The 26,974-nt window shown below is 72.2% G+C and carries 31 protein-coding genes; 12 read left to right on the forward strand and 19 right to left on the reverse strand.

Annotation, left to right across the window (positions count from 1 at the left end; translation table 11 throughout):
* Positions 1 to 121: 121 nt before the first annotated feature.
* Positions 122 to 805: a PepSY domain-containing protein gene (locus V9U70_RS28325; protein ID WP_336679838.1), complete on the reverse strand. Its 684-nt coding sequence runs from the start codon at positions 803 to 805 to the stop codon at positions 122 to 124.
* Positions 806 to 923: 118 nt separating this feature from the next.
* Between V9U70_RS28325 and V9U70_RS28330 the strand changes: the two genes are divergently transcribed.
* Positions 924 to 1,586: a response regulator transcription factor gene (locus V9U70_RS28330; RefSeq protein ID WP_336679840.1), complete on the forward strand. Its 663-nt coding sequence runs from the start codon at positions 924 to 926 to the stop codon at positions 1,584 to 1,586.
* Complete coding sequence (locus V9U70_RS28335) at positions 1,583 to 3,025, forward strand: sensor histidine kinase (protein WP_336679842.1); 1,443 nt, start codon at positions 1,583 to 1,585, stop codon at positions 3,023 to 3,025. The genes V9U70_RS28330 and V9U70_RS28335 overlap by 4 nt, the downstream gene beginning before the upstream one ends.
* 38 nt (positions 3,026 to 3,063) lie before the next feature.
* Here V9U70_RS28335 and V9U70_RS28340 read toward each other — a convergent pair whose 3' ends face one another.
* From V9U70_RS28340 to V9U70_RS28355, 4 genes are all read right to left on the reverse strand, one after another.
* Entirely contained in the window at positions 3,064 to 3,540 is a 477-nt protein-coding gene (locus tag V9U70_RS28340; protein WP_336679844.1) for a MarR family winged helix-turn-helix transcriptional regulator, read from the reverse strand.
* A 175-nt stretch (positions 3,541 to 3,715) separates the two neighbouring features.
* Complete coding sequence (locus V9U70_RS28345; protein ID WP_336679846.1) at positions 3,716 to 4,480, reverse strand: AIM24 family protein; 765 nt, start codon at positions 4,478 to 4,480, stop codon at positions 3,716 to 3,718.
* On the reverse strand, positions 4,477 to 5,127 hold the full coding sequence (locus tag V9U70_RS28350; protein WP_336679849.1) for an AIM24 family protein: 651 nt from the start codon (positions 5,125 to 5,127) through the stop codon (positions 4,477 to 4,479). Before V9U70_RS28350 ends, V9U70_RS28345 begins: the two co-directional genes overlap by 4 nt.
* Positions 5,127 to 5,759, reverse strand: a complete 633-nt coding sequence (locus V9U70_RS28355; protein ID WP_336680128.1) for an AIM24 family protein — start codon at positions 5,757 to 5,759, stop codon at positions 5,127 to 5,129. Before V9U70_RS28355 ends, V9U70_RS28350 begins: the two co-directional genes overlap by 1 nt.
* 232 nt (positions 5,760 to 5,991) lie before the next feature.
* Here V9U70_RS28355 and V9U70_RS28360 point away from each other — a divergent pair, with 232 nt between their 5' ends.
* The 4 genes from V9U70_RS28360 to glxA all read left to right on the forward strand — a co-directional run bounded on the left by V9U70_RS28360 (position 5,992) and on the right by glxA (position 10,579).
* Complete coding sequence (locus V9U70_RS28360; RefSeq protein WP_336679851.1) at positions 5,992 to 6,342, forward strand: DUF3817 domain-containing protein; 351 nt, start codon at positions 5,992 to 5,994, stop codon at positions 6,340 to 6,342.
* Entirely contained in the window at positions 6,339 to 6,632 is a 294-nt protein-coding gene (locus V9U70_RS28365; protein ID WP_336679853.1) for an MTH1187 family thiamine-binding protein, read from the forward strand. Before V9U70_RS28360 ends, V9U70_RS28365 begins: the two co-directional genes overlap by 4 nt.
* A gap of 173 nt (positions 6,633 to 6,805) precedes the next feature.
* The gene (locus V9U70_RS28370) at positions 6,806 to 8,620 is read left to right on the forward strand and encodes a glycosyltransferase family 2 protein (RefSeq protein WP_336679855.1); all 1,815 of its coding nucleotides are present in this window, start codon (positions 6,806 to 6,808) and stop codon (positions 8,618 to 8,620) included.
* Between the two features lie 3 nt (positions 8,621 to 8,623).
* Positions 8,624 to 10,579 (forward strand): radical copper oxidase GlxA, encoded by a 1,956-nt coding sequence (glxA, locus tag V9U70_RS28375; RefSeq protein WP_336679857.1) that lies wholly within the window; start codon positions 8,624 to 8,626, stop codon positions 10,577 to 10,579.
* A gap of 39 nt (positions 10,580 to 10,618) precedes the next feature.
* Here glxA and V9U70_RS28380 read toward each other — a convergent pair whose 3' ends face one another.
* Both V9U70_RS28380 and V9U70_RS28385 read right to left on the reverse strand, forming a co-directional pair.
* Complete coding sequence (locus V9U70_RS28380) at positions 10,619 to 11,698, reverse strand: glycoside hydrolase family 6 protein (RefSeq protein WP_336679859.1); 1,080 nt, start codon at positions 11,696 to 11,698, stop codon at positions 10,619 to 10,621.
* A gap of 358 nt (positions 11,699 to 12,056) precedes the next feature.
* Positions 12,057 to 13,040, reverse strand: coding sequence for an ArsR/SmtB family transcription factor (locus V9U70_RS28385; RefSeq protein ID WP_336679862.1), 984 nt, complete (start codon positions 13,038 to 13,040; stop codon positions 12,057 to 12,059).
* 165 nt (positions 13,041 to 13,205) lie between these two features.
* On the opposite strand from V9U70_RS28385, the gene V9U70_RS28390 reads away from it, so the two are divergent.
* From V9U70_RS28390 to V9U70_RS28405, 4 genes are all read left to right on the forward strand, one after another.
* A complete protein-coding gene (locus tag V9U70_RS28390) occupies positions 13,206 to 14,672 on the forward strand; it encodes an MFS transporter (RefSeq protein WP_336679864.1) in 1,467 nt (488 codons plus the stop codon).
* Positions 14,673 to 14,682: 10 nt separating this feature from the next.
* The gene (locus V9U70_RS28395) at positions 14,683 to 15,192 is read left to right on the forward strand and encodes a MarR family winged helix-turn-helix transcriptional regulator (RefSeq protein ID WP_336679866.1); all 510 of its coding nucleotides are present in this window, start codon (positions 14,683 to 14,685) and stop codon (positions 15,190 to 15,192) included.
* A 67-nt stretch (positions 15,193 to 15,259) separates the two neighbouring features.
* Positions 15,260 to 15,586: a DUF3817 domain-containing protein gene (locus V9U70_RS28400; RefSeq protein WP_336679868.1), complete on the forward strand. Its 327-nt coding sequence runs from the start codon at positions 15,260 to 15,262 to the stop codon at positions 15,584 to 15,586.
* Between the two features lie 79 nt (positions 15,587 to 15,665).
* Positions 15,666 to 17,366: a coenzyme B12-dependent isobutyryl-CoA mutase large subunit gene (locus tag V9U70_RS28405; RefSeq protein ID WP_336679869.1), complete on the forward strand. Its 1,701-nt coding sequence runs from the start codon at positions 15,666 to 15,668 to the stop codon at positions 17,364 to 17,366.
* Positions 17,367 to 17,430: 64 nt separating this feature from the next.
* Here V9U70_RS28405 and V9U70_RS28410 read toward each other — a convergent pair whose 3' ends face one another.
* The 12 genes from V9U70_RS28410 to V9U70_RS28465 all read right to left on the reverse strand — a co-directional run bounded on the left by V9U70_RS28410 (position 17,431) and on the right by V9U70_RS28465 (position 24,322).
* Entirely contained in the window at positions 17,431 to 17,877 is a 447-nt protein-coding gene (locus V9U70_RS28410; protein WP_336679870.1) for a hypothetical protein, read from the reverse strand.
* Positions 17,878 to 17,923: 46 nt separating this feature from the next.
* On the reverse strand, positions 17,924 to 18,334 hold the full coding sequence (locus V9U70_RS28415) for a gas vesicle protein K (RefSeq protein WP_336679872.1): 411 nt from the start codon (positions 18,332 to 18,334) through the stop codon (positions 17,924 to 17,926).
* Positions 18,335 to 18,387: 53 nt separating this feature from the next.
* Positions 18,388 to 18,597, reverse strand: a complete 210-nt coding sequence (locus V9U70_RS28420) for a gas vesicle protein (RefSeq protein ID WP_336679874.1) — start codon at positions 18,595 to 18,597, stop codon at positions 18,388 to 18,390.
* A complete protein-coding gene (locus V9U70_RS28425) occupies positions 18,594 to 19,457 on the reverse strand; it encodes a GvpL/GvpF family gas vesicle protein (protein ID WP_336679875.1) in 864 nt (287 codons plus the stop codon). The genes V9U70_RS28420 and V9U70_RS28425 overlap by 4 nt, the downstream gene beginning before the upstream one ends.
* Positions 19,454 to 19,891 (reverse strand): gas vesicle protein, encoded by a 438-nt coding sequence (locus V9U70_RS28430; RefSeq protein ID WP_419724043.1) that lies wholly within the window; start codon positions 19,889 to 19,891, stop codon positions 19,454 to 19,456. The genes V9U70_RS28425 and V9U70_RS28430 overlap by 4 nt, the downstream gene beginning before the upstream one ends.
* Before the next feature lie 53 nt (positions 19,892 to 19,944).
* Complete coding sequence (locus V9U70_RS28435) at positions 19,945 to 21,078, reverse strand: SRPBCC family protein (RefSeq protein ID WP_336679876.1); 1,134 nt, start codon at positions 21,076 to 21,078, stop codon at positions 19,945 to 19,947.
* Positions 21,071 to 21,616, reverse strand: coding sequence for a hypothetical protein (locus V9U70_RS28440; protein WP_336679878.1), 546 nt, complete (start codon positions 21,614 to 21,616; stop codon positions 21,071 to 21,073). The genes V9U70_RS28435 and V9U70_RS28440 overlap by 8 nt, the downstream gene beginning before the upstream one ends.
* A 50-nt stretch (positions 21,617 to 21,666) precedes the next feature.
* Positions 21,667 to 21,924 carry a gas vesicle protein GvpG gene (locus V9U70_RS28445; protein ID WP_336679880.1) on the reverse strand — a complete coding sequence of 86 codons (258 nt, stop codon included), beginning with the start codon at positions 21,922 to 21,924 and terminating at the stop codon, positions 21,667 to 21,669.
* A 46-nt stretch (positions 21,925 to 21,970) separates the two neighbouring features.
* Complete coding sequence (locus V9U70_RS28450; protein ID WP_336679882.1) at positions 21,971 to 22,684, reverse strand: GvpL/GvpF family gas vesicle protein; 714 nt, start codon at positions 22,682 to 22,684, stop codon at positions 21,971 to 21,973.
* 3 nt (positions 22,685 to 22,687) lie between these two features.
* Positions 22,688 to 23,122, reverse strand: coding sequence for a gas vesicle structural protein GvpA (locus V9U70_RS28455; protein WP_336679885.1), 435 nt, complete (start codon positions 23,120 to 23,122; stop codon positions 22,688 to 22,690).
* 42 nt (positions 23,123 to 23,164) lie between these two features.
* Positions 23,165 to 23,467: a gas vesicle protein GvpO gene (locus V9U70_RS28460; protein ID WP_336679887.1), complete on the reverse strand. Its 303-nt coding sequence runs from the start codon at positions 23,465 to 23,467 to the stop codon at positions 23,165 to 23,167.
* A 228-nt stretch (positions 23,468 to 23,695) separates the two neighbouring features.
* Positions 23,696 to 24,322: a TetR/AcrR family transcriptional regulator gene (locus V9U70_RS28465; RefSeq protein WP_336679889.1), complete on the reverse strand. Its 627-nt coding sequence runs from the start codon at positions 24,320 to 24,322 to the stop codon at positions 23,696 to 23,698.
* Positions 24,323 to 24,696: 374 nt separating this feature from the next.
* Here V9U70_RS28465 and V9U70_RS28470 point away from each other — a divergent pair, with 374 nt between their 5' ends.
* Both V9U70_RS28470 and V9U70_RS28475 read left to right on the forward strand, forming a co-directional pair.
* The gene (locus V9U70_RS28470; protein ID WP_336679890.1) at positions 24,697 to 25,665 is read left to right on the forward strand and encodes a tetratricopeptide repeat protein; all 969 of its coding nucleotides are present in this window, start codon (positions 24,697 to 24,699) and stop codon (positions 25,663 to 25,665) included.
* A 655-nt stretch (positions 25,666 to 26,320) separates the two neighbouring features.
* Complete coding sequence (locus V9U70_RS28475; RefSeq protein WP_336679892.1) at positions 26,321 to 26,974, forward strand: DUF6230 family protein; 654 nt, start codon at positions 26,321 to 26,323, stop codon at positions 26,972 to 26,974.

The following is a 26,974-nucleotide window of genomic DNA, read 5'->3' on the forward strand; positions in this document are numbered from 1 at the left end:
CGACGGGCCGGGAAATCGTGCACGACGGCCGGGCGCCGGCGGCACGCCCGTGAGCGGGTGGGGCGCCGTACCACTGCTGCGGTACGGCGCCCCCGCCCGCTCACGGGCGCTGGGCGGCGGGTCAGCCGTCGTCGCCGTTCCGGTCGTCGCGGTCGTCGTCCCGGTCGTCCCGGTCGTCGCCGTCGTCGTCGCGGTCCACGGTGACCTTGCCGGTCTTCGCGTCGACGCGCAGTTCGTGCTGCTTGCCGTCCTTGCCCGCGATGTCGACCTCCCAGCGAAGAACGGCGCCCCGGCGGCTGTCGTCGTCCTCGTCGTCGTCCAGGTCGATCGACGTGACGCGGCCCGGCGCGGTCTTCAGGGCCGCGTCCGCCGCCGCGTCCAGGGTGACGGCGGAGGAGCGGGGCGCGTAGCGGTCGCGGTCGTCGTTGTCGTCGTCGCGGGTCTTCAGGACCTTGCCGTCGCCGGCGTCGACGGTCACGTCGTGCCAGGTCCTGTCGGAGCCGTACACGTCGAGCTCCCAGACCGCGCGGCCGTGGTCGTCGTCGTCATCGTCCAGCTCGGCCTCGGTGACCGTGCCCGGGACGCTCTTCAGGGCGGCGGCGACGGCCCGGTCGAGGCCGGCGCGGGCGTTCTCGCCGACGGCCGTCCGCTGCGCCCCGCGGTCCTCGGCCCCGGTGTCCGCGGTGCTCACGCTCCTGGTGGGGGTGCGGTCGCGGTCGTCGTCCGCGAAGGCGACGGTGGCGGCGGTCGTGCCGCCGACGAGCACGGCCGCGGTGATCGCCGCGATGGTGACGTTGCGCTTCATGAGGGTTCCTCCCCGAGTGCTGCTGCTGTCCGACGTGAGCCACTCTGCCGGGGCGTTGCTGAACGCAGCCTGAAGCCGCCTGAAGCCGTCTTCAGGTGGAGTTTGCGAGGCTGTGCGCATGCGCCTGTTGATCGTGGAGGACGAGAAGCGCCTCGCGGTGTCCCTGGCCCGGGGGCTCACCGCCGAGGGCTTCGCCGTGGACGTCGTGCACGACGGGCTGGAGGGACTGCACCGGGCGGGCGACGGCGGCTACGATCTGGTGATCCTCGACATCATGCTGCCCGGCATGAACGGCTACCGGGTCTGCGCCGCCCTGCGCGCGGCCGGCCACGAGGTGCCGATCCTCATGCTGACCGCCAAGGACGGCGAGTACGACGAGGCGGAGGGCCTGGACACCGGCGCCGACGACTACCTGACCAAACCCTTCAGCTACGTCGTCCTCGTCGCCCGGGTCCGCGCCCTGCTGCGCCGCCGCGGCGCCAAAACCGCCGCGCCCGTCCTGACCGTCGGGTCCCTGCGCGTCGACACCGCCGCCCGGCGCGTCCACCGCGGCGAGGACGAGTACGCGCTCACCGCCAAGGAGTTCGCGGTGCTGGAGCAGCTCGCCCTGCGCGCCGGCCAGGTGGTCAGCAAGGCGGAGATCCTGGAGCACGTCTGGGACTTCGCCTACGACGGCGACCCGAACATCGTCGAGGTCTACATCTCCACCCTGCGCCGCAAGCTCGGCGCGAGCCTCATCCGTACGGTGCGCGGCGCGGGTTACCTGCTGGAGGCGGGGTGAGGTCCGTACGCGCCAGGGCCGCGCTCGGCGCCACCCTGGTCGTCGCCGTCGCCCTGGTCGCGGCCGGCCTCGCCGTGCTCCTCGTCCTGCGGGCCAACCTGATCGACCAGGCGGACCTCCAGGCCGAGGTGGCGGCCAGGGAGGCGGCCGGACAGCTCGCCGTGGGCACCCCCTACGGCGAGCTGGAACTGGACGACGAGGAGGACCACCCGGTCCAGGTCACCGACGAGGAGGGCCGGGTCGTCGTCGTCTCGGAGAAGCTCCGCGCGATCTCCGGCACGGAGTCGGCGGGCGTCACTCCGGCGCCCTCCGCCTCGGCGGGAGCCGCCCGGCCGCCCGGCGACGACGATGATGACGACGACGATGACGACGACAGCCGTCCTCGTCGCGGCGAGGTCTCCTCCGACGACCCGGCATTCTCCGACGGCACCGCCACGGTGGAGAGCACCACCGCCGACTACCGGTTCGCCGCCGTGGAGGCGACGACCCCCGACGGGGTCACCCTCACCGTGCACGCGGGCGCTCCGCTCGCCGCCGAGCAGGAGGCGGTGAACACGGTGCGCGGGGCCATGCTCACCGGGCTGCCGGTCCTCCTGGCGGTCGTCGCCGGGGTGACGTGGCTGGTGACCCGCCGGGCGCTGCGCCCGGTCGAGGGCATCCGCCGCGAGATGGCCGCGATCACCGCGTCCGAGGACCTGGCCCGCCGGGTGCCGGAGCCCGACTCGCGCGACGAGATCGCCCGCCTCGCCCGGACGACGAACGAGACGCTGACCGTTCTGGAAGCGTCCGTGGAGCGGCAGCGGCGGTTCGTCGCGGACGCCTCGCACGAGCTGCGCTCCCCGATCGCCTCGCTGCGCACCCAGCTGGAGGTGGCCGAGGCCCACCCGGGGCTGCTGGACCTCCCGGGGGCGGTCGCCGACACCGTACGGCTCCAGGCGCTGGCGGCGGACCTGCTGCTGCTGGCCCGGCTGGACGCGGGGGAGAAGCCCGGGAGCGCGACGGTGGAGCTGGGCGCGCTGGTCCGGGAGGAGGTGTCGCAGCGCACCGGGGACCGGGTCGCGGTGCGAGTGGAGGCGCCGGAGGGCGAGGCGTTCGAGGTGCGCGGGTCGCGCGGGCAGCTGGCCCGGGTGATCGGCAACCTGCTGGACAACGCCCAACGGCACGCGGAGGAGGCGGTCGGGGTGTCGGTGGCGGCCGACGGCACCGGGGTGCGCGTGGAGGTCCGGGACGACGGGGCGGGCGTCCCCGAGGACGAGCGGGAGCGGATCTTCGAACGGTTCGTCCGGCTCGACGACGCCCGCAGCCGGGACGACGGCGGCGCGGGACTGGGCCTCGCCATCGCCCGGGACGTCGCCGCCCGCCATGGCGGAACGCTGACAGCGCGCCGGGCCGCGGAGGGCGGCGCGGCCTTCCGGCTGCGGCTGCCCCGCGCCGGGTGACCGAAGGGGCGGCCATCCAGCGCGGGGCGCGCCGGTCCCTACGGCTTGCCGCGCTCGCCCCGCAGGTGCTCCGCGATCGGGGTCAGCGCCGCGTGCAGCTCGGCGAGGGCCTCGGGGGAGAGCAGGTCCATGAAGTGCCGCCGCACCGAGGCGACGTGGTGCGGGGCGACCTTCCGCATGGTCTGGGCGCCGTGTTCGGTGAGGACCGCGTACAGCCCGCGGCGGTCGGACTCGCAGTGGGTGCGGCGCACCAGCCCGGCGGTCTCCATGCGGGTGATCTGGTGGGAGAGCCGGCTCTTGGACTGGAGGGTCGCGGCGGCGAGGTCGCTCATCCGCAACCGCTGGTCCTCCGACTCGGAGAGGTTGACCAGGATCTCGTAGTCGTTCATGGTCAGGCCGAACGGCTGGAGGTCCTTCTCCAGCTGGTGCGTCAGCAGCCTGCTGACGTCCAGGTGGGTGCGCCAGGCGCACTGCTCCGTGTCGCTCAGCCAGGGGGTGGCCGTCTCGGTCTCCATATATGGATTCTACCTAAGAAGTTGAAATCCGGACGAAATGGGGGTGTGACGACCGGCACCCGGTCCGTGCGGGGTGCCGACGGACCCGTCGGCACGTGCCGACGGCTGGGCGCAGACGTTCGACGTCACACTCCGCAGACTACCGCTCACCAAGGGGAGCGACGCCGGGGGCCGCTCACCAGCCGATGCGGCGCTGGAGATCTCCGAGCTGGCCGGGCATGCGCGGGGCGCCCCCGTGGGGAGCCGCGCCGCCCGGAACGCCCGGCCCGTTCGGCGGCGCGCCCGTCGCCTGCTCCGGCATCAGGGCCTCGCTCGACTGGAGGAGGACCGTGCCCGCCCCGACGAACTCGAACTGGTGCTCCTCGCCCGAGGCCCCGCCGATCCCCGTCAGCGACCGCAGCCCGCCCATCACGCCCGTCATATAGCCGTGGTCGTAGTGGTGGCACGGCGAAGGGCAGTCGGCCCAGCCCACCAGCGCCTGCGGGTCGACCCGCAGCGGCGGCTCCATGAACACCACCGGGCCGTTCGACGCGGCCACGAACTTCCCCGTGCCGATCAGCGTCACGAACCCCGGCACGATCGACTGCTTCAGCGCCATCGTCGGCTGGTACGCCAGCAGGTTCCCGGACCGGATGGTGAGGTTGCCGTCCTCCAGGTCGAAGGAGTTCACGTCGAACGCGCGGTCCGCCAGCAGCATCTTCCCGCTGCCCTCGGCCACCACCCAGTCACTCGCGTGCAGCGGCGAATGGAAGCTGGAACGCACCAGCCGCTCGAACCGGCCGTGCCCGATGCCGTCGAACTGGATCTGCCCGTAGTAGGCGATCATCTTGCCCTTCTGGAGGAACCACCGGCTCCCCTCCAGCTCCACGCAGAAGGTGTAGGAGTCGACGTTGTCGTCCGACGGCAGCGTCATCGGGTCGAAGACCACGGGCGTGCTCACAGCTTCTCCTCCGACGCCTGGACGTACACCGCACCGCTGCCGCTCAGCTCCAGCTGGAACGCCTCACCGGAGCCCCGCCCCACCATGTCCCGCCAGCCGGCCGCGGTGGAGAGCCTGTTCCGGATCTCCCCGTGGTGGGCGACGTACGCCTGCGGGTCCACATGGACGTCCCGGCCCGGGGTGACCGGGAGCTCGATCACCCCGCCGTGCGCCATCACCGCGACCGCGCCGTGCCCCTGGAGCGTCGTGGTGAACAGCCCCTGGCCGGTCACCTGGCCGCGCACCATGCCCATCACCCCGCCCTGCGAGCCCATGAACATCGTGCCCTGCCGGAGCGTCCCGTCGAAGGCGAGCAGCCGGTCGGCCTCCACGTACAGCATGTCGCCGGCCAGGTTGATCACCTGGATGTGGTGACCGCCGTGGCCGAACAGCACCGTGCCCGAACCCTCGACCGTCATCAGCGGCGCCGCCTCGCCCGCCGCCCTGCGGCCGATCATCGAGGCGAAGCCGCCCTGGCCGCCCTGGACGTTCGGGGTGAAGGACACCTCGCCCCGGTAGGCCAGCATCGCGCCGCGCTGGCTGAACAGTCTCTGCCCCGGCGCCACCACGGCCTCGACCATCTTGGAGTTGATCTCCCGGAACGGCATCAGACATCGCCTCCGACGGTGTTGCGCTCGCTCGGCTGCACGTAGACCACGCCGTCGCCCTCGAAGCGGATCTGGAACGCCTCGCCCGAACCCTCGCCCATCAGCGTCCGGAAGTTCACCCCGGACCGGAAGTGCTGCCGGAGGTCGCCCTGGTGGGCGACGTACGCGCCGGGGTCGACCGTCAGCGGGTACTGCGGCGACACCCGCAGCAGCACCGCCGCGCCGTCCGACATGATCGCCGCCTGCCCGGTGCCCTCCACCGTGGTGGTGAACAGGCCGTTGCCGCTCGCCCCGCCGCGCAGCCCGGTGAACGCCGTCCCCGTGCGCAGCCCCGCTTCCGTGGCCAGCAGATTGCTCGCCTCGACGTGCAGCGTGTCGCCGCGCAGCGCGACCAGGCTGATCTCGCTCGCCCGGTCGGCGAAGTAGCAGGTGCCCTGCCCCGACACCTCCATCACGGTCATCTGTTCGCCGGTCAGCCGGCGGGTCACCATGCCGCGCAGCCCCTCACCGCCGCCGGTCGTCTTCTTGAAGGTCATCCGGCCGTCGTACGCGACCATCGAGCCGTTCTTCGCCTTGACGGCATCGCCCGTCAGATCGACGGCGAGCGTCTTGCTGCCTTGGAGCCGGAACATCGCCACGCTGAGACGGTAACCGCCCGCGCCGCCCCCCGGCCAGGGCTCCGGAACCGGTACGCCCCCGACGCTCCCCTGATGCGCGCCCCGGGCGGCCCTGCTATGCGGCGCTGCGCGCCCTGCTGCCCGGACGCGGCCCCGGGTCCCCGGGGCCCTCGGCGCGATGCCACAATGGGCGGTGCTTGTGCCCGCGTTCACAAGCCGTCGCGACCCTCCCATCGAAGGTGCCCTCGTGGACATCAAGACCGCTTCCGCCCTGCACCGGCTGCGCCTCATCTCGCTTCCCGAGGCGCTCTCCTTCCCGGCGCTCCTCATCTTCGGCTCGCTGCTCATGCGGGTCTCGGACATCGACTTCCTGATGCCGCCCCTCGGCGCGCTGCACGGCATCCTCTTCACGATCTACGTGCTGTTCCTGCTGGACGTCTGGGTCAAGGCCAAGTGGCCGCTCAAGCGCGTCGCCCTCTTCTTCGTCCTCGCCGTCATCCCCTTCGGCGGCCTCTACGGCGACAAACTCCTCAAGAAGTACGAGGCCGACGGCGTGATCGCCGCCCGCGCCCGCCGTGAAGGCACGGTCAGCGCATGATCGTCGCGTTCTCGGTCTCCCCGCTGGGCGTCGGAGAGGACGTCGGCAGCCACGTCGCCGACGCCGTGCGGGTGGTGCGGGAATCCGGCCTGCCCAACCGCACCGACGCCATGTTCACCTCCATCGAAGGCGAGTGGGACGAGGTCATGGACGTCGTCAAGCGCGCCGTCGCCGCCGTCGAGGCCCGCGCCGGCCGCGTCTCCCTGGTACTGAAGGCCGACATCCGGCCCGGTGTCACGGACGGCCTGACCTCCAAGGTCGAGACCGTGGAGCGCCACCTCGCCCCCTGACGCGCCGTTCGCGCGGGCCCGCCCCGCGTTCACCCGATGAGCCCCCGCCGCCACACGGCCGGGGGCTCTTCCGGCCCCCGGTCGAAAACCGCTCACTCGGACCCGTCAGGTCGACACGCCGAGGCCTGTCCCTTTCTGTGGGGATATCACCCCGTTCGACAGTGGGAGGCACGGTGCGGTCGGAGGGCTACGACTACGACACCTACAGCCGGCTCGCGGGCCCGCTCACGGAGCCGGACCCGACCGGGTACCGGGTGCGGTACAAGAGCCTGCTCTCGACGGAGAAGCACCGAATAAGGGCCGCCCTGCTCATGACGCTCGCCCCGGTGCTCACCGGCGTCCTGCTGCTCTACCTGGTCTGGCCCACCCACTGGACCGAGCGGGAGAACGGCGAGCTGTGGCTGGTCGTCGCCGACACCGTGATGCTGGTGTCGATCGGTCTGATCGAACTGTTCATGCTGGTCAACGTGGTCTCCATCGCGCACGCCACCCTGGTGGCCCGCGACCCCGTCCCCGTGACGCCCGAGCCCGGCACCCGCGTCGCCTTCCTCACCACCTACGTCCCCGGCAAGGAACCGCTCTCCATGGTCCGCGCCACCCTGAAGGGGGCCGCACGCCTCACGCACGCCGGCCCGCTGGACGTCTGGCTGCTCGACGAGGGCGACGACCCCGGGGCCCGGATGCTCTGCGCCGAACTGGGCGTGCACCACTTCACCCGGCGCGGAGTGCCGGAGTGGAACCGGACGAAGGGCGCCCACAAGGCGAAGACCAAGCACGGCAACTACAACGCCTGGATCGCCCTGCACGGCGGCGACTACGACTTCTTCGCCTCCGTCGACACCGACCACGTGCCGGCCCCCAACTTCCTGGAACGGATGATGGGCTACTTCCGGGACCCTGACGTCGCCTTCGTCGTCGGGCCGCAGGTGTACGGGAACTACGACACGGCCGTCACCAAGGCCGCCGAATCGCAGCAGTTCCTCTTCCACGCCCTCATCCAGCGCGCGGGCAACCGCTACGGCGCCCCGATGTTCGTCGGCACCAACAACGTCGTGCGCATCGCCGCGCTGCGACAGGTCGGCGGGCTGTACGACTCCATCACCGAGGACATGGCGACCGGCTTCGAGATCCACCGCCGCCGCAACCCCCTCACCGGACGCTACTGGCGCTCCGTCTACACCCCCGACGTGCTGGCCGTCGGCGAGGGGCCCGCCTCCTGGACGGACTTCTTCACCCAGCAGCTGCGCTGGTCGCGGGGAACGTACGAGACGCTGTTCAGGCAGTACGGCAAGGCGCTGCTCCGGGTGCCGCCCGGACGCCTCCTCAGCTACACGCTGATGCTCGTCTACTACCCGATGACGGCCGTCAACTGGCTGCTCGGCGTGTTGAGCTGTGCGCTGTTCCTCTGGCTCGGGGCGTCCGGCACCCAGGTCGCCGCCTCCATCTGGCTGATGCTGTACAGCGACGCCGCCGCCCTCCAGATCGGCCTCTACCTCTGGAACCGGCGGCACAACGTCTCCCCGCACGAGCCCGAGGGCTCCGGCGGGCTCGCGGGCATGGCCATGTCCGCGCTCTCGGCTCCGATCTACCTGAAGTCGCTGGGCTCCGCCGTGCTGCGCACCGACGGCCGGTTCGTCGTCACGCCCAAGGGCGGCCAGACCTCCCCGGACCGGCTGCTCACCTTCCGTATCCACCTCCTCTGGGCGGCCCTTCTGCTGTCCTCCCTCGCCGCGTCGGTGTACCTCGGCCACACCCACGTCGCGATGCGGACCTGGGCCACGCTGGGGCTGGCCATCGCGCTCTCCCCGGTCGCCGTCTGGGCCTGGACGACCTGGCAGGACCGGCGCGCCGCCGCCGCGAGCGAGGCAGCCGCCGCCCCCGTGTCCCCGCTGCCCGAACCCGCGTACGTCCCCACCGCCCCGACCCCGCCGGCGCCCACCGCCGCGGCGGCCAAAACCACCGCTACCACCACCGCTGGAGGAAGCTGAGTCATGGCCTACCGACCCTCGAAGAGGTTGAAGAAGACACTCCTGGGCAGCGGCGCGGTGGCGTTGCTCGCCGGGCTGAACGCTCCCGCGGCGCTCTCCTTCGCCGAGGACAGGTACCACGCCTACAAGATCGACCAGCCGGCCTACAAGGCGAAGTACGGCTCGTGGGACCTGGTCGACATCCCCGAGGACTACCGCACGAACGCGATCCACGCGGCGCTCCTGCACACCGGGAAGGTGCTGATCGTCGCCGGGTCGGGCAACGACCAGGCGCACTTCGACGAGGGCACGTTCGACACCGTGCTGTGGGACCCCGCCGAGAACACCTTCCAGAAGATCCCCACGCCCGAGGACTTCTTCTGCGGCGGGCACGCGCAACTGCCCGACGGACGGCTGCTGGTGGCGGGCGGCACCGCCCGCTACGAGGTGCTCGACGACAAGGTGGACCGGGCCGGCGGCGGCATGCGGGTCAAGAACGAGAACCCGGACAAGCCGCTGAAGCTGAAGAAGGGCACGGTCTTCCGTTCGCCCTCCGGCACCGAGTACGTCTCCCAGTTCGACGTCACCGTCCCCAAGGCCAAACGCGAGTTCGAGGTCTCGTACTTCGAGAGCGGCCAGATGAAGCCGTGGAAGACCAAGGTGACCGCCGCCGAGCAGCGGGTCTTCGTCGAGGCGGTGGAGGACGGCCCGGAGGCGGCGACCACCGAGGCCGCCCAGTACGAGATCGTGGGACTGAAGGGCAAGGACGCCGACAACTCCTACGGCCTCGCCGAGAAGATCACCATGGACAAGCAGGACTTCCAGGGGATTCGCGCCGCCTACGAGTTCGACCCGACGGCGGAGAAGTACATCAAGGTCGACCCGATGAAGGAGGCCCGCTGGTACCCCACCCTGGTCGGCCTGGAGGACGGCAGGGTGCTTTCGGTGTCCGGGCTCGACGACGTCGGGGAGATCCTCCCGGGCGACAACGAGATCTACGACCCGCAGACCAAGAAGTGGTCCGAAGGCCCCTTCCAGTACTTCCCGACCTATCCCGCGCTGTTCCTGACCAAGGGCGGAAAGCTCTTCTACCCGGGGGCCAACGCCGGTTACGGCCCGGCGGACAAGGGGCGCGACCCCGGGATCTGGGACATCGAGAAGAACACCTTCACCAAGGTCCCCGGCCTGACCGACACCGACACGCTGGAGACGGCGGCATCGCTGCTGCTGCCGCCCGTGCAGGACCAGAAGGTGATGGTCCTCGGCGGCGGCGGGGTCGGGGAGTCCGAGAAGTCGACCGCCCGCACCGCGATCGTGGACCTCAAGAAGGACAGCCCGGTCTTCACCGAGGGCCCCGACCTGCCGCAGGGCACGCGCTACCTGAACAGCGTGATCATGCCGGACGACACGGTGTTCACCACCGGCGGCTCCAAGGACTACCGGGGCCGCGGGGCCAGCAACATCCTCAAGGCGCAGTTCTACGACCCGAGGACCAACGCCTTCACAGAGGCGGCAGAGCCGACCGTCGGCCGCAACTACCACTCCGAGGCTCTGCTGCTGCCCGACGGCCGGGTGGCGACCTTCGGTTCCGACTCGCTCTACGGCGACAAGGACAACACCAAACTCGGGAAGTTCGAGCAGCGCATGGAGATCTACACCCCGCCCGCCCTGCACCGGGGCAAGGACCGGCGCCCGGAGATCGGCGAGGGCCCCGGGACCGCGGAGCGGGGCGCGACGCTCCGCTACGCGGTGCAGGACGCGGACCGCGTCGCGACGGCCCGGCTGATGCGGCCGAGCGCCGTCACCCACACCACCGACGTGGAGCAGCGCTCGATCGAGCTGGGCCTGAAGAAGGGCGACGGTGAGGTGAGCGTGACGGTGCCGGACGACGCCACCCTGGTGCCGCCCGGCTGGTACATGCTCTTCGTCACCGACACCGACGGCGTCCCGTCGGAGGCGAAGTGGGTCAAGGTCGCCTGAGCGCGAACGCGGCCCGGCGGACGGTGCACGGGCCGGGCGTCAGAGGGCGGCGCGCCGGGCGAGGCCGAGGGCGTACTCCGGCCACCAGTCGCCGGCCGGCGGGCCGCCCCGGCAGGTGCCGTCGGAGTCGCCCGGCCGCTTGATCCAGAGATAGGCGTCCAGCCGTTCGTCGCCGGTGTCGGTGGTCGGCGGGGTGCCGAGCCCCCGGCCCGGCGGGTTGCACCAGGCCTCCTCCCGGCCTCCGGAGAGGGGGCCTTCGCCGTTGCGGCTGGTGTCGATCACGTAGTGCGCGCCGCCGACGGCGTCGGAGAGCCGGTCCGCGTAGGCCCGCACGCTCTCGTTGGACTGGAAGTTGGAGACGTTCAGCGAGAACCCGTCGGCCCTCTCGATCCCCGCCCGCAGCAGCGGCTGGGCGATCTTGGCCGGTACGTCGATCCACTCCGGGTTGCCCGCGTCCAGATAGACCGTGGTGTTCGGCTTCGCCTTGAGCGTGTCCACCGCCTCGGAGAGCAGCCGGTAGCGCTCGGCGTGGTGCTCGGGCGGGGTGCACCCGTCCGCGATGTGGGGCAGGGCGTCCGGTTCCAGGATCACGGTCGCCGGGGCGCTGCCGATGGCGTTCGCGAACTCCGCGATCCAGGACCGGTAGGCGTCGGCGTCGACGGCTCCGCCCGCGGAGTAGAGACCGCAGTCGCGGTGCGGGATGTTGTACGCGACGAGCAGGATGGCCTTCTTCGTCCGGGCGGCGGCCTTCGCGGCGGCCCGGATCTCCGGGCCCGGGGCGTCCCACGCGGGCCAGTCGGCCACCGGCCGCTCCGAGATCCGCCGCAGGACCTTCGCGTCCGCCGCGCGCCCCTCCTTCTCCCAGGCGCGCACCTGGCGGGCCGCGTCGCTGTCCGGGTCGACCCAGTACGGCGACGCGGCGCTCGGGGCCGGCTCTCCCCGGGCGGGTTCGGCCGCTTCCCCGGTGCTCCGCCCGCCGCCCGGTGCGGAGCAGCCGGCCGTGAGGGCGACTGCCAGGGCGAGAGCGGTCACCGCGGTCAGGGCGCGGGGGAGGGCGCACGGAAGGGCGGGCGGACACGTGCGCGGGAAGGCACGGGGGACGATTCTGCGGCCGGACATCCAGACCCCTCGGACGGCGGTGGCTCACGGACTAGACGGGCGATGAAGCGAACGGCTTTCGGGAGCGGGCCTGCGCGCCGACGGCGGCGCGCGGCCGAGTGCCTGCGTGCTGGCGCAGGGAACGTGTGGTGAGCAAGCGTGTCACGACAGTCACGGAGAGTGGTGACATGACACCGTCTGTGACACGAATGGCCCGTGGCATGACACGGATGGCCTGCGCGGGCCCTGGGCGGGACCGGTGGGCGCCCGGCGAAACGCGGCCCACCCCCGCGTCCTGGTCCCGTCGGGCGACCGCACGGCTGCGGCGGACTCGTGCCGGCGCCGGGCCCCGGCGTCCGCCCGGGTGTCCCTGTGGCTGTCAGTCGGCGGCGGTCAGGGCGATCCCCAGCGGCGTGCGCTCGTACAGCACCTGGTGCCCGCGACGCCGCGACGTCAGGAGCCCCGCCCCGCGCAGCACGGACAGATGGGCCGACACGGAGGACGGGGCCAGGGCGAGCCGGTGCGCCAGGGCGCTGGTCCCGGCCGGCTCGTCCAGGGCGCACAGCACGGTGGCCCGGACCCGGCCCAGCAGCCGGCCCAGCGCGTCGGGAGGCCGGCCGCCCGGCTGGGACCACAGTCCGCCGATGCCCCGCGCCGGGTAGACGAGGGCGGGCTGCCACGGCTCCTCGTGGCCGCCCACCACCTCGGGCCAGACGAAGGCGCTCGGCATGAGCACCAGCCCCTGCCCGCCCAGCACCCGCTGGTGGTCGCCCCGCGTCCCGGCCAGGGTGAGCGTCGAGCCGTTCCAGCTCAGCCGCGGGCTCACCTCGCTCAACAGCCGCTCCAGACCGCTGTCCGCCAGCCGCCGGGAGTGGTGGGCGATGTCCGCCTCCAGCAGCGCCCGCAGCCGCGGCCAGTACGGCGCGACCAGGCTCCGCCAGGCCCGCTCCAGCAGATCGGCCAGCTCCCGCACGGCCCGCGCGGGGTCGTCCAGCAGGCGCCGGCCCGTCGCGGACCCGCTCGCTCCGGGGCGGGCCGCGAGGGCCGAGGCCATGTCCGCGCGCGCGACCCGCGGGTCGACCGCCCGGACACCCTCGATCTCCTCCTCGAACGTGGCGAGGGGGCCGAGCGGCGGTGGGCAGATGAAGTCAGGGTTGTGGCCGCCGTCCGGCATCAGCAGCCACAGCGGTTCCAGGTCCAGGGCCGCCGCCTTCTCGCGGACCAGCCGCAGCCAGGGCAGGTGGTAGCCGTGGCGGTAGGGGCGGGCCAGGGTGCGCACGGCCTCCTGGGTCTCGAAGAGCGGGGACAGCGCGAACCGGCAGCGCATCAGGTCGCTCTCGCCGAAGTGCAGCTGGAAGGGCATTGCGGACCTCTCCCCTCCTGTCGCCGACCGGGGACGGCCCCGGGCCCGTCGCGGCTCGGCGCTCGCCCGGGGGCCCGGGCGCGTCGGCCGTCTCGCACGGCGGGTGAACATTCGTCCTCAGCCGAAAGACTACGCCCCGCCGTGAGCGGGCGGCAGGCTCCTCCCATGCCGAACGACAGCCCTGCCCCGGCGGGCGCACCCCGCACCCCGCCCGCCTCCGCGGCGCAGGTCCCGGCCCCGCCCCCGGAGCGCGACGCCCGCCATGACCCGGGCTCCGGGCCCGCGCTCCGGGGGCCCGCAGACACGCCGCACGCGCCCTCGGCCCCCGTACCGCCTGCGGTTCCGGCGCCGGGACAGTCGCCGCCGCCGTCCGGAAGCGCCGCCCCGCGCGGCTACGGGGCGGTGTTCGCCGTCACCGAGTTCCGCGCCGTCTTCGCAGCGCACCTGCTCTCCCTCCTCGGGGTCGTCGTCAGCGAGCTCGCCCTCACCGTGCTCGTCTACGACCTCACCGGATCGCCGCTGCTCAGCGCGCTGACATTCGCGCTGGGGATGCTCCCCCACGTCATCGGCGGCACCCTGTTCGCGGGGGTCGCCGACCGCTACCCGGCCCGCCGGGTCCTGGTCGTCTGCGACCTGGTCTGCGCGGCCTGCGTCGCGGTGATGCTGCTGCCCGCCACTCCCGTCGCCGGACTCCTCGCCCTGCGCTGTCTGGTCGCCGCGGTGGCGCCGGTGTTCACCGGGACGCGGATGGCCGCGCTGACCGACATCCTCGGCGAGGGCGACCTCTACGTGCTGGGCCGTTCGCTGCTGCGGATCGTCTCGCAGAGCGCCCTGCTCGTCGGGTTCGGCGCGGGCGGCGTGCTGCTCACCGTGCTGTCGCCGCGCGGGGCGATCGGCGTCACCGTGGTGACGTTCCTCTGCTCGGCCGCGCTGCTCCGCCTCGGCACGCGTGACCGGCCCGCCCGCGCCGGCGCCGGCGGCGGCACCCTGCTCGGGGAGTCGCTGTCCGGGGCGCGCCTGGTGCTGGGCGACCGCCGTGTCCGGGCGCTGCTGCTGCTGTTCTGGCTGCCCGCCATGTTCGTGGTGGCCCCCGAGGCCCTCGCCGCCCCCTACGCCGACGCGATCGGGGCCTCGCCCGCCGCCCTGGGGCTGCTGCTCTGCGCGATGGCCGCCGGCCACATCGGGGCCGAGCTCTTCGTGGGCTCCGTCCTGTGTCCCCGTACCCGCTCCCGGATCGTTCTGCCCGTCGCCGCCGTCGGCCTGCTGCCCCTCCTCGTGTACCTCGTGCGGCCCGGCCTGCCGATCGTCCTCGCCGCGCTCGCCCTGGCGGGGGCGGGCGCGGCGTACGTCATCGGGCTGGACCAGTGGTTCGTCGACGCGGTCCCGCCGGAGCTGCGCGGCCGGGCCATGACGCTGCTCACCGCCGGGCTGATGACCGTCCAGGGCGTCGGCATGGCGCTGGCGGGGCTCGCGGCAGAGTTCTTCCCCGTCCACCACGTGGTCGCGGCCTCCGGGGCCATCGGCACCGCCTGCACGCTCCTGCTCGTCGCCGAGGTCCGCAGGACAGCCCCAGGACGGATGTCCGATACCGAAGGACGAGACGGAGCTGAACGGCATGTGACCAGTCGGTAAGGTCGATGCCGTGCCGAAGCCGCTCAGCCTTCCCTTCGATCCCATCGCCCGTGCCGAAGAGCTCTGGCGGCAGCGCTGGGGTCCCGTGCCCTCGATGGGCGCGATCACCTCGATCATGCGGGCCCAGCAGATCCTGCTCGCAGAGGTGGACGCCGTCGTCAAGCCGTACGGCCTGACCTTCGCCCGCTACGAGGCGCTGGTGCTGCTCACCTTCTCCAAGGCCGGTGAGCTGCCGATGTCCAAGATCGGTGAGCGGTTGATGGTGCACCCCACCTCGGTCACCAACACCGTGGACCGGCTGGTCAGATCGGGTCTGGTCGGCAAGCGGCCCAACCCGAACGACGGCCGCGGGACGCTGGCCGCCATCACCGACAAGGGGCGCGAGGTGGTCGAGGCGGCCACCCGGGACCTGATGGCGATCGACTTCGGACTCGGGGTGTACGACGCGGAGGAGTGCGACGAGATCTTCGCCCTGCTGCGGCCGCTGCGGGTGTCGGCCCAGGACTTCGACGAGGGGTGACACCGGCTCCCCGGGGAGGCCGGGCCCGCGCGAAGATCGCCCGTTGCGTCCCGCTACGCTCGTAGCCATGAAACAGAACGTGCTCACCCGCTACCGGGTGATGGCCTACGTCACGGCCGTGTGGCTGCTCGTGTTCACCGCGGCGATCATCGCGAAGTACGGCTTCGACGCCGGCGACACCATGGTGATCTCCCAGATCCACGGCGTGCTGTTCATCGTCTACGTCGTCTTCGCCTTCGATCTCGGCTCCAAGGCGAAGTGGCCGTTCGGCAAGCTCCTGTGGGTGCTGGCGGCGGGCTGCATCCCCTTCGCCTCGTTCTTCGTCGAGCCGAAGGTCAGCCGGGAGGCCCGTGCCATGGTCACGGACCCCGCGCCGGCCGCCGCGCAGGCCTGAGCCCGCCCCACCGCCCGGCGGAAAAGCGCCGGGCGGTTTGCCATCGACATTTACTAGGACGTCCTAGTAAATTTGAGGTATGGACGCTGACGCGATCGAGGAAGGCCGCCTCCGCTGGCAGGCCCGTTACGACAAGGCCCGCAAGCGCGACGCGGACTTCACCACGCTCTCCGGGGACCCGGTGGAGCCCGCGTACGGGCCACGCCCCGGTGACACGTACGAGGGATTCGAGCGGATCGGCTGGCCGGGGGAGTACCCCTTCACCCGCGGCCTGCACCCGACCGGCTACCGGGGCCGCACCTGGACCATCCGCCAGTTCGCCGGCTTCGGCAACGCCGAGCAGACCAACGAGCGCTACAAGATGATCCTGGCCGCGGGCGGCGGCGGGCTGAGCGTCGCCTTCGACATGCCGACGCTCATGGGCCGCGACTCCGACGACCCGCGCTCGCTCGGCGAGGTCGGCCACTGCGGGGTCGCCATCGACTCCGCCGCCGACATGGAGATCCTGTTCGGCGGCATCCCGCTCGGCGACGTCACCACCTCCATGACGATCAGCGGCCCGGCCGTGCCGGTCTTCTGCATGTACCTGGTCGCCGCCGAGCGCCAGGGCGTCGACCCGGGCGTGCTCAACGGCACCCTCCAGACCGACATCTTCAAGGAGTACATCGCGCAGAAGGAGTGGCTCTTCCAGCCCGAGCCCCACCTGCGCCTCATCGGCGACCTGATGGAGCACTGCGCCCGCGACATCCCCGCCTACAAGCCGCTCTCCGTCTCCGGCTACCACATCCGCGAAGCCGGGGCGACGGCCGCGCAGGAACTGGCGTACACGCTGGCCGACGGCTTCGGCTACGTCGAGCTGGGCCTCTCGCGCGGCCTGGACGTCGACGCCTTCGCCTCCGGGCTCTCCTTCTTCTTCGACGCGCACCTCGACTTCTTCGAGGAGATCGCCAAGTTCCGCGCCGCCCGCCGCATCTGGGCCCGCTGGATGAAGGAGACGTACGGCGCGCAGACCGACAAGGCCCAGTGGCTGCGCTTCCACACCCAGACCGCCGGGGTCTCGCTCACCGCCCAGCAGCCCTACAACAACGTCGTGCGCACGGCTGTCGAAGCTCTCTCCGCCGTTCTCGGCGGCACCAACTCGCTGCACACCAACGCCCTCGACGAGACCCTCGCGCTCCCCTCCGAGCAGGCCGCGGAGATCGCGCTGCGCACCCAGCAGGTGCTCATGGAGGAGACTGGCGTCGCCAACGTGGCCGACCCGCTGGGCGGCTCCTGGTACGTCGAGCAGCTCACCGACCGGATCGAGGCAGAGGCCGAGAAGATCTTCGACCAGATCAAGGAGCGCGGCACCCGCGCCCACCCGGACGGGCGCCACCCCATCGGCCCGATGACCTCCGGCATCCTGCGCGGCATCGAGGACGGCTGGTTCACCGGCGAGATCGCCGAGTCCGCCTTCCGCTACCAGCAGGCCCTGGAGAAGGGCGACAAGCGGGTCGTCGGCGTCAACGTCCACCACGGCTCGGTCACCGGTGACCTGGAGATCCTCCGGGTCAGCCACGAGGTCGAGCGCGACCAGGTGAGCCAGCTCGCCGACCGCAAGGCCCGCCGCGACGACGCCCGGGTGACCGCCGCCCTGGACGCGATGCTGTCCGCCGCCCGCGACGGTTCGAACATGATCGCGCCGATGCTGGACGCGGTACGGGCCGAGGCCACGCTCGGCGAGATCTGCGGGGTGCTGCGCGACGAGTGGGGCACCTACACCGAGCCGCCCGGCTTCTGAGCACACGCGTGCGGGGCCCGGCAGGCGCCGGGCCCCGCACGCGTGTGCCGGGTCGCTTCGACCCTCAGATCCTGCCGCGCGCCAGCCGGGTCAGCGGGCCCATCGGCGGCCTGGCCGTCGAACGGCCGATGGCGAAGGCCGCGCCGGCGACCCCGGCCACTCCCGCCGCCGCTCCTGCGGCGACCGCCTTCCGCTCCTTGACGACGGTCCAGGCCGTGGTGGCGGCCGTCGCCGCCTTGGCGGCGTTGGCGGTCACCGCCTCCTGCCCGCTCTGGAGGCTCGCGGCGGCGGCCCGCCCGACGCGCCGGGTGGTCTCACCGGCGGTACGGGCGCCCTCCGACGCCGCCCCCTTCGCTTCCTGGGCCGCCGACCGCGCTTCGGCGGCCTTCGCCTCGACCTGCTCGCCGACGGCGGTGCCGCCCTTACGGGCCGATGCGGCGGTCCCCCGGGCGGCGTCGGCCCCGCCCTTGCCCGAGGCGTCGTTCCTGGTGTCCTTCTTCTCAGCGGTCATGGCGTCCTCCTTGCCTGGTGCGGTCGGATGAAACCGGGGCGCCCGCTCAGGAGCCGTTCTGCGGGAGCAGGGAGCCGAGCGGCCCCAGGTCGAGATTCAGGTCGTCCATCGTCAGGTCGTAGCGGTCGCACAGCTCCGTCATGCGTTCGTGGAGGATCATCAGCGTCATACCGATGCGCTCCTCCTGGTCCTCACTCAGATCGCCCTCGTCGACACGGTGGAGCGCGGTCCGCTCCATCAGCTGCCGGAGCAGCTCGACGATGGTGAGCACCAGTTTGATGAGATCGCGCTCCACGGTGTCCGGATCGGTGTGCAGCCGCTGGGCGGCGGTGGAAGCGGGGCGGTCCTCGCTCCGGGCGGGGCCGAGGCCGAAGGCGTGGGCCGCGGCGCGCGCCACCTCCTCCATCGCCGGGCCGGGCGCGTTGCCGCCGGCCCGGGGCTGATCGCCCTCGGTCATCGTGCGTCCCTCCTCGCCTCGGTGTACGGGCGCTGTCCGGTGGGGCCCCGGGCTCACCACGGCGCCGGCTCCTCGCCGGTGACCGACCGGATGACCGCCCGGAGGTTGATGTGCACGAGATCCACGTCGGCGATGGACAGGACCAGGTCCCCGGTGAGGACGGCGCCGCCGTTCAGCAGGCGGTCCAGCAGGTCGATCAGGGCGATGGGCGGGCCCCCGGCGGTCTCGTCGCCGAGAACGCCCCCCACGACGTCGGTGCTCACGGCTCCTCGCCCCCCTCCGGCCCCAGGGCCGCCTCGGTGGCGAACGAGTACGGGGCCCATGGGCCGGTCACCTCGACCGTCACCCCGGGGGAGCCCTCGGCCAGGACGGGGAGCTGCTCGCGCAGCACGCCGACGTGGGCCCGCGAGACGAGATAGGCCTCGTTGGCCACGTTGACGCCCGGGTGCGAAGCGAGCTGCCCCTGCTGCGGCCGGTGCACGGCCCTCGACACGGCCACCCGGCTCGCCAGCTCCGCGGCGAGGGCGGCGGTGTCGGACGCGGCCCGGTAGGCGGCCCGGCCCCCGTGCTGCTGGGCGCGGCGCTGCCGCAGATAGGCCCGGCCCGCCCCGGCGCACGAGTCCGTCCCGGCCGCCGCGTCGGGCTGCTCGGCCGGCGCCTGCGCGGTGGCCGCGCGGGGGTCGGCGTAGACCTTCAGCCCCAGTTCGACGTGGCCCTCCAACCGGTTCAGCAGGTCCTCGAAGGCGTCGTGCCGCCGCGCCAGCATGTCCGCCGCCCGCGCGTCGTCGAGGTAGACGGTGGCCAGCCGCATGGGGAGGACCGTCGCCTCTGCGAACGCGGCGTCCACCACGGAGTGATGGGCGCGGGCGATGGCTTCCAGCTGGACCAGGTCCTCCATCTGGGCGGTGAGCCCGCGCTCGCTGAACGCCTCCGCCGGCACGGAGGACACGAGCGCGCACAGCCCGTCGGCGCTCACCAGGCGCAGGGGCCGGCCTCCCACGCCCGACAGGCGCGCGGCGGACCGGTCCAGGGCCGGGCCGTCGCTGCCCACGGCGTAGACGTAGGTCATCTCCTCGTCGGCGGGGGCCCCGCCGACGGGCGACCGGTGCGTGGGCGTGCTCACCGTGGCTCCTCCCGGTCCGCCGGGGCCGTGTCGTCCCCGGTGTGCGCGGCGCCGCCGGAAAGGCCGGCCGTCGCCCGCAGGCGGGCCAGTTCGGCGCGCAACTGCTCGTTCTCCTCCGCCAGGACGTCACGCCCGGCGGGCGGTGCGGCGGCCCGGGGTTCGGTGCGGGCCCGCGAGGAGAGCGAGGGGTCGTGCTCCCACCAGTCGATGCCCATCTCCTTGGCCTTGTCGACGGAGGCGACCAGGAGGCGGAGCTTGATGGTGAGCAGCTCGATGTCGAGCAGGTTGATCTGGATGTCGCCCGCGATGACGATGCCCTTGTCGAGCACCCTCTCCAGGATGTCGGCGAGGTTGGCGGACGAGCCCTGCTGCCCGGAGGGCGGGGCCGCGCCCCTGGGCGGGCCCGGCATCCGGCCGGCCAGTGAATCGGACACGGTGTCTCATCCCTCTCGGTGTGATGCCGGTGCGGGCCCGCTCGGGGCCGCGGTCACCGGTCGGCGTCGTCCCCGGCGGCACGGTCCCGGGAACGGCGGGCCGGCCGCGGCTCCTCTTCCGCCTCGTCTTCGACCTCGTCGGCGCCCTCGTCCTCGGCGGCGAGGTCGTCCTCCCCCTCGTCGTCGTCCGCTTCATCGTCCGCGGGCTCGTCGTCCGCGGGCTCCTCGTCGTCGTACTCGTCCTCCGGGGGCTCGTCCGCGTACGCCTCTTCCTCCTCGTCGTACGCTTCCTCCTCGCCGTCCCCGTCGTGCTCGGGCGGGGGGCCCTGCTCGTCGGTCTCCCGGGCCTCTTCGTCCTCCACGGCGTCCTCGTGGCTGACCACGACCTCGCCGTCGCGGATCTCACCGCGCCAGCTGTCGGTCGCCTCACCGCGCATCATGATGAACTTGCGGTAGAGCTTCAGGTCGAGCCGGGCGCGGCGGCCCTGGGCGCGCCACAGGTTCCCCGTCTTCTCGAACAACCCCTTGGGGAAGTACTCCAGGACCAGCAGCACCCGGGTGAGGTCCTCGGTGATCGCGTGGAAGGTGACCACGCCCTTGACGGTGCCCTTGGCGCCTTCGGTGGTCCAGGTGATGCGCTCGTCGGGAACCTGTTCGGTGACGTTCGCCTTCCAGCTGCGGGTGGACTTGGCGACCTTCACCTTCCAGTTGCTGGAGGTGTCGTCCGCCTTCTCCACGCTCACCACGCCCTTGGCGAAGGAGCTGAACTCCTGGAACTGGGACCACTGGTCGTACGCCTCGCGAACGGGCACGCCCACGTCGATGTCCTCGACGATCGTGACGCTCTTGGACGTGCCGCCGCCCGCCTTGCCTCCCTTGCCGAACACACCCTTGACCTTGTCCTTGACGGTGTCCTTGAGGTGGGACGCGCCCGCGCCCAGGGCCGCCTTGCCCGGCGTCACGCCCTTCCCGAGGGCCTGACCGCCCTTGGCGAGGCTCTTGAGGGCGCCGGTCCCGCCGCCCGGCTCCGCCAGCTTGGCGACTCCCTCTCCGAGCCGGTGTCCCAGGCGGGTGACCGTGTGCTCGGCGCGGGCGCGCACGTAGTTCTGCAGCTCTTCCTTGAGACGGTCGGTGGCCGGGCTCCCGGCCAGATCGTCCTTGAGGCCGCCGAGAGCGGAGTCAGCCATCGTCGCCTCCCCGGGCCTTGCGGGCGCCGGAGGCGCGCTTGCGGGCAGGCGGGGCGGACGTGCGGGAGCTCTCCGACCGCCTCTTCGAGGACGGCTCGGACGTGGACCCGGCGGACCTGCGGGGCGCGCGTTTGCGCTTCCCGCTCTCCCGCGCCTCGTCCGCGTCGTTCCCGTCCTCCGCGGCGTCCTCGGACCGCGCGTCCTTCTCCTCGGCGTCCTCCTCCGGTTCCCCGTCGGCGGCGCCCCCGTCGAGGGCCTCGGTACGCCGGCGCAGGGAGTCGGCCAGACCGCCGGCCCGCTGGGTGACGGCCTTGGTGGCCGCCGTCCTGGTGGCGTCCACCAGTTCCTTGCGCACCTGGTCGTTGAGCGAGCCCATGACCGGTGAGTCGGCCAGCATCCTGCCGATCCGCCGCGGGTCGAGGTCGAACCTCCTGCCCAGGAGGAACGTGCCGAACCCGATGGCGAGTTTGGCCTTCTTCGTGCGCCCTAGCAGGTAACCCCCTACCAGGGCCGTGCCTATCTTGACGTTCTGCGTCATCGGTGATGCACCTCGGATCTCCCCCTGTGACATGTGGTGACGGTGGGCGGTCAGGACGCGTTGCCCGTGCTCCGCCGGTACTCCTCGATCGCGTCGAGCCGGTCGAGCAGCTCGTCCTCGCGCCGGTCGAACTCCTCGTCGTCGATGACCCCGTTGTTCAGGTCCTGCTCCAGGAGGGCGAGCTGGGCCCGCACCGGCTCGGGGTCGTAGTACTCCTGCTCCGCGGCCGTGATGACCTGGTCGAGGACCCAGGCCGTCCCGCGCACGGGGGCCAGCGGCAGGGTGAGGATGCTGCTGATGAGACCCATGGCCGCGGACTGCCTCCCATTCCCGTACGACGGACGATCCCGGGGTTCAGACGAAGCTGTACGGAGGCAGGGGGCCGGTCAGGGTGAACGCGTACGCGTCGCCCCGCTGCTCGGCCTCCTGCCGGACGGCGGCCACGAAGGCGTCGGCGCCCTCCCTGGGCACGAGGAAGGAGAGGTTCAGGAACTGCTGCGGGCCCGGCTCCGCGTGGGACGCGCGGGTGGCGGCGGGGGCGAGCCGGGCCGCCACCTCCTCGGCCTCCCGTTCGTGGCGGGCCGTCACCTCGCGGGCCACGAGCTCTCCCAGCGCGATGCGCTCGTCGTGGCCGCCCGACTGCGTGCGGGTGCGCTCGTTGAGCCGGCGCACCTCATCGGAGTCCGCCATGACCTCCCGCAGCAGGTCGTCCTCGTCGCGACCGGCCTTGAGGTTGAACTCCACGTGCCCGTCCAGCTCCGCCAGCCGCTCCCCGTACACCTCCGCCTCCCGGTCCAGGGCCGCGGTGACGTCGTCGTCGCCCGGGGCCACCAGGCCGAAGCGCATGGGGAGGGTCGAGCCGTCGGCCATGAGGGTTTCGAGCACCCCCTGGTGGGCCATGACGTCGCGGCGTTTGGCGCGGAGCCCGGGCGGCGCGTCGCCGACCACGGCGGCCACGCCGCCGGTGCGCAGGACGCGCAGGGCCGAGGGCGGATCGCCCACTCCGCGCAGGCCGTCCACGGGCAGGGGGTGATCGGCCCGGGTGATGGCGTAGACGTAGGTGGACACCGCTTACTCCTCACGTCGCTGGGTCTGGCGGCTGGACGTGGACTTCCGCGCGGGACGCTTGCGCGGCTCCTCCTCGGACTCCTCGCGCTTGCCCTGGAGCGACTCACTGAACGCCTCGACGGCTCCGCTCAGCGCCCCTTTGGACTTGCCCTTGGCGCCGTTCTCCGTCATGTCGCCCACCAGGTCGGTGAGCTGGCTCGGAGCCTTGCGGCCGGACTCCAGGTCGAGCCGGTTGCACGCCTCGGCGAACCGCAGGTAGGTGTCGACACTGGCCACCACCACCCGGACATCGATTTTGAGTATCTCGATGCCGACGAGGGAGACGCGGACGAACGCGTCGATGACCAGGCCTCGGTCCAGAATGAGTTCGAGAACGTCGTAGAGATTTCCCGAGCCGCCCCCGGAGGACGTCGCATTGCTCTGCTGGACGAGTGTCATGAGGAACTCCTTTCGGTGGTCCTTGCGTCTGGCGACGGAATGTCAGCGCCGGTCGATCTGTCCCCGGGCGTATCGGTGCAGCCGCTCGTAGGCCATGAGCTGCCCTCCGGGGTCGAGTTGCACCCGATAGGAGGCCATCACGCTCATGGTGTCCGGGACCCGCTCCAGTTCGACCACTTCCACATCCGCCGACCAGCCGTCGTCGGTGGCCTTCAGGGCCGAGACGGAGCCGGGCTCGCACCGGAGCAACTCGGAGAGCTGCGCGGACGCGTTGCGCATGGCGGCGGCGACGCCGATGCGTTCTCCTTCTTCCTTCTTTTCGTGCTCATGCTCCGTGGAGTTCATTCCCTCCGCCTGTCGCCGGGGAAGACCGCCGTATGACGGTGCTTCCGTTCTCCATGGCTTCGCTTCGCCTGCCCGGGCCTTCCGGGCGTATGCCCAGGGCGTCAGAACACGCGATAGAAAGGCTGCTGACGGGTGTTCATTTTCTGGAGGCCTAGTGAAGAACGCGGTTTTTCGCCGTGCGGAGGAATTCCCCGGAGGCGCGCGGGTAACCGAATGCGGCCCCGGCCGTCAACGGTCCTGCGCGCCGGCCAGTCCGAGCATCAGCAGGGCGGTGAAGCTGCTCGCCCAGGCGGCGTCCACCGGTTCCGCGCTCACCAGCGTGCGGTGGACCACGGCGCCGGCGATCACGTCGAAGATCAGGTCCGCGTGGTGGGCCGCCGCAGAGGGGTCGTCCTCGTACCGCAGCTCGCCGCGGGCCTGGGCGCGTTCCCGGCCGAGGACGACCAGCCGCTTCTGCCGCTCCACGATGGCCGAGCGAATCCGGCGGCGGAGGGAGTCGTCCCGGGTGGACTCGGCGACCACCGCCATCAGCGCGGTCCTGGTCTCCGGCCGCTCCAGCAGAGCGGCGAACTGGAGCACCACCCCCTGCACATCGGCCGCCAGGCTGCCCCGGTCGGTCATCTCCAGCTCGTCGAAGAGCACCGCGACGGCGTCGACGACCAGCTCGTTCTTCCCCGCCCAGCGCCGGTAGAGAGTCGTCTTGGCGACACCGGCGCGCGTCGCCACGTCGCCCACGGTCAGCTTCGACCAGCCGAGCTCGACCAGCAGCGCCCGCGTGGCCTCCAGGATCGCGGCGTCGGCCGCGGTGCTGCGCGGGCGCCCCGTTCGGGTGGTCGCGGGGTCGCTGGGGCTCATGATGCGGCGACCATACCGGCCGGTAGAAAGAACCGTTCCGCCTCGGTCCCCGTGAGACAGATCACCGAGGCCACCTGTGCCGAGGGGGTCGGCGGCAGTTACGCTACGGGTCGTAGCGTAAGGAAGGGCCGTCAGGCCGCGCCGAACGCCACGAACGTGTGACAGCCACAGGCGCCGGGTGGGGACCCGGTGCCGCACGGACCGGCCGGATGGGGATTCGGTGGGTCCACCCGCTCTCTTCGGGCCCCCAGGGGCCCTTCAGGGAGCCCGGGGCCGTCCCGATCCGCCCGCCCCGCACACCGGCGGGGGCCGCGGATCGGACCGGTTCTCCGGTTGCTTTTCGGAACGGCGTGCTCAGGGGGGAGGATGTACGCATGCAGCCTAGGAACATGTCCATGAGCGGCGTCGTCGACCTCGCCGCTGTCAAGGCGGCCGGCGAGGCCAAGACCAAGGCGGAGCAGGCCCGCGCAGAGGCCGCCCGCACGGGAGGCGCCGGCGCCGTGTCGCCCGCCGCCCTGGTGATCGACGTCGACGAAGCCGGCTTCGAACGCGATGTCCTGCAGCGTTCCGCCGAGGTCCCCGTCGTCATCGACTTCTGGGCCGAGTGGTGCGAGCCGTGCAAGCAGCTGGGCCCTCTGCTGGAGCGCCTGGCCGTCGAGTACAACGGCCGCTTCCTGCTGGCCAAGGTCGACGTCGACGCCAACCAGATGCTGATGCAGCAGTTCGGAATTCAGGGCATCCCGGCCGTCTTCGCCGTCGTCGCGGGGCAGGCGCTGCCGCTCTTCCAGGGCGCGGCCCCCGAGTCCCAGATCCGGGAGACCCTGGACCAGCTGATCCAGGTCGGCGAGGAGCGCTTCGGGCTGACCGGCATCGTCGTCGACCCCGCCGCCCAGGCGGACGCCGCCCCGGCCGAGGCTCCGCCCGGCCCGTACGACGCCCTGCTGGAGGCGGCCGCCTCCGCGCTCGACGCCAACGACTTCGGCGGTGCGGTTCAGGCGTACAAGAACGTCCTCTCCGACGACCCGGTCAACCCGGAGGCCACCCTCGGGCTGGCCCAGGCCGAGCTGCTGGCCCGCGTCCACACGATGGACCCCCAGCAGGTCCGCAAGGACGCCGCGGAGCGCCCGGACGACGTGCCCGCGCAGCTCGCCGCCGCCGATCTGGACCTGGTCGGCGGCCATGTCGAGGACGCCTTCGGCCGACTGGTCGAGGTCGTCCGCCGCACCGCGGGCGACGACCGGAACACCGCCCGGCTGCGGCTGCTTGAGCTGTTCGAGGTGATCGGCCCCGAGGACCCCAGGGTCACCGCCGCGCGGACCGCGCTGGCCCGCGTCCTGTTCTGAGGCACCCCCTGGGCCCCGCTCCGCGCGGAGGCCGTTGTTCCGATGTGACAAGACGGCCGCGTCGCCTTCCGGGCGGCGCGGCCGTTTTTCCCGTCCGCACGCGAACCCGCACGACGGGAAGCCCTGCCTTTACCAAAACTTGACAAAGGCAGAGGCTGTTACTGGCAGTAAGTCAGGCCGGTGGCTCTGTCCCGTTTCCGTGAAGTTTCCTGCCGTTTTCCTGTCCCTTTCATGCCACCCTGCGTCGCCGCGCGACGCCGCCTCGTCACGTCGGTGCGGGCAAGGCATTACTAGCCAGTAACGAACCCTCTTGTGCCGGGGCCGTGAATGCACCACGATCGGCCACGCTCGGTCCACCACCTCCAGCCCGGCCTCCAGCCGGGGCCTGAGGGCCTGTTGGGTCCCCACCGAGTGGGTCGGCGGCACCGCCGCCGGCCGTGGACAGGGGGGTTCCCGCTCACAGGCGGGGCCTGTCCGGCCGGCCGTGCGGAACGCGCGGCCCGTGGTTGTCGCTCGGGGGTGAACGCCGGTGGATCGGATGCGGAACACGTCTCCGACACGGGCGCTCTCCTTCCCGAGGACGTAGCACTTCTCCCATCCCAGTACGGGCACGACGCCCGGCCGGAGATGTACGTCCGAGAAGAAGGAGCAAGGTATGAGTTCCCAGGTTCGCGGTGGGACGAGATGGAAGCGGTTCGCTCTGGTCATGGTGCCGAGCGTCGTCGCCACGGCCGCGGTGGGCGTCGGTCTCGCCCAGGGCGCGCTGGCGGCGTCGTTCAGCGTCTCCGGCCAGAGCTTCAAGGTCAGCACCGACAGGCTGGAGGGCGAGGACTTCGTCCAGTACGGCAGCGTGGCGGTCGGCAAGGACCTCAAGGGCGAGAAGGCGGCGCACGCCGTCGCGGTGTCGGGCTTCAGCAGCGCCACGATCACCAACATGTGCCAGTCGGTGGTCACGCCCAAGGTGCCCTTCATCGGCAAGAGCGTCAGCCTTCAGCTGAGGGCCGGCACCGACCCGGACAGGCCGGTCAGGGCCACCAACCTCTACCTGGACGTCGCGCAGCTCGACGCCGACGCCGACTTCGAGAACATCGACATCGGTGTCGCGGCCGGTTCCCTGAAGAAGGAGGACCGACCGAACGGCATAGGCATCCAGCCCGGCACCCAGGCGGCGGAGGAGGGCTTCGCGCAGCGGGCCGACAGGGCCGTCCTGACCAAGGTGGAGCAGACGGCGTGGGCGACCACCGCCGGCACCTTCAAGCTCAGCGACCTGAAGCTGAGGCTGCACACGGGCGTCAAGGAGTGCTTCTAA

It is taken from the genome of Streptomyces pratensis, from assembly GCF_037137275.1.
Classification (GTDB): domain Bacteria; phylum Actinomycetota; class Actinomycetes; order Streptomycetales; family Streptomycetaceae; genus Streptomyces; species Streptomyces pratensis_B.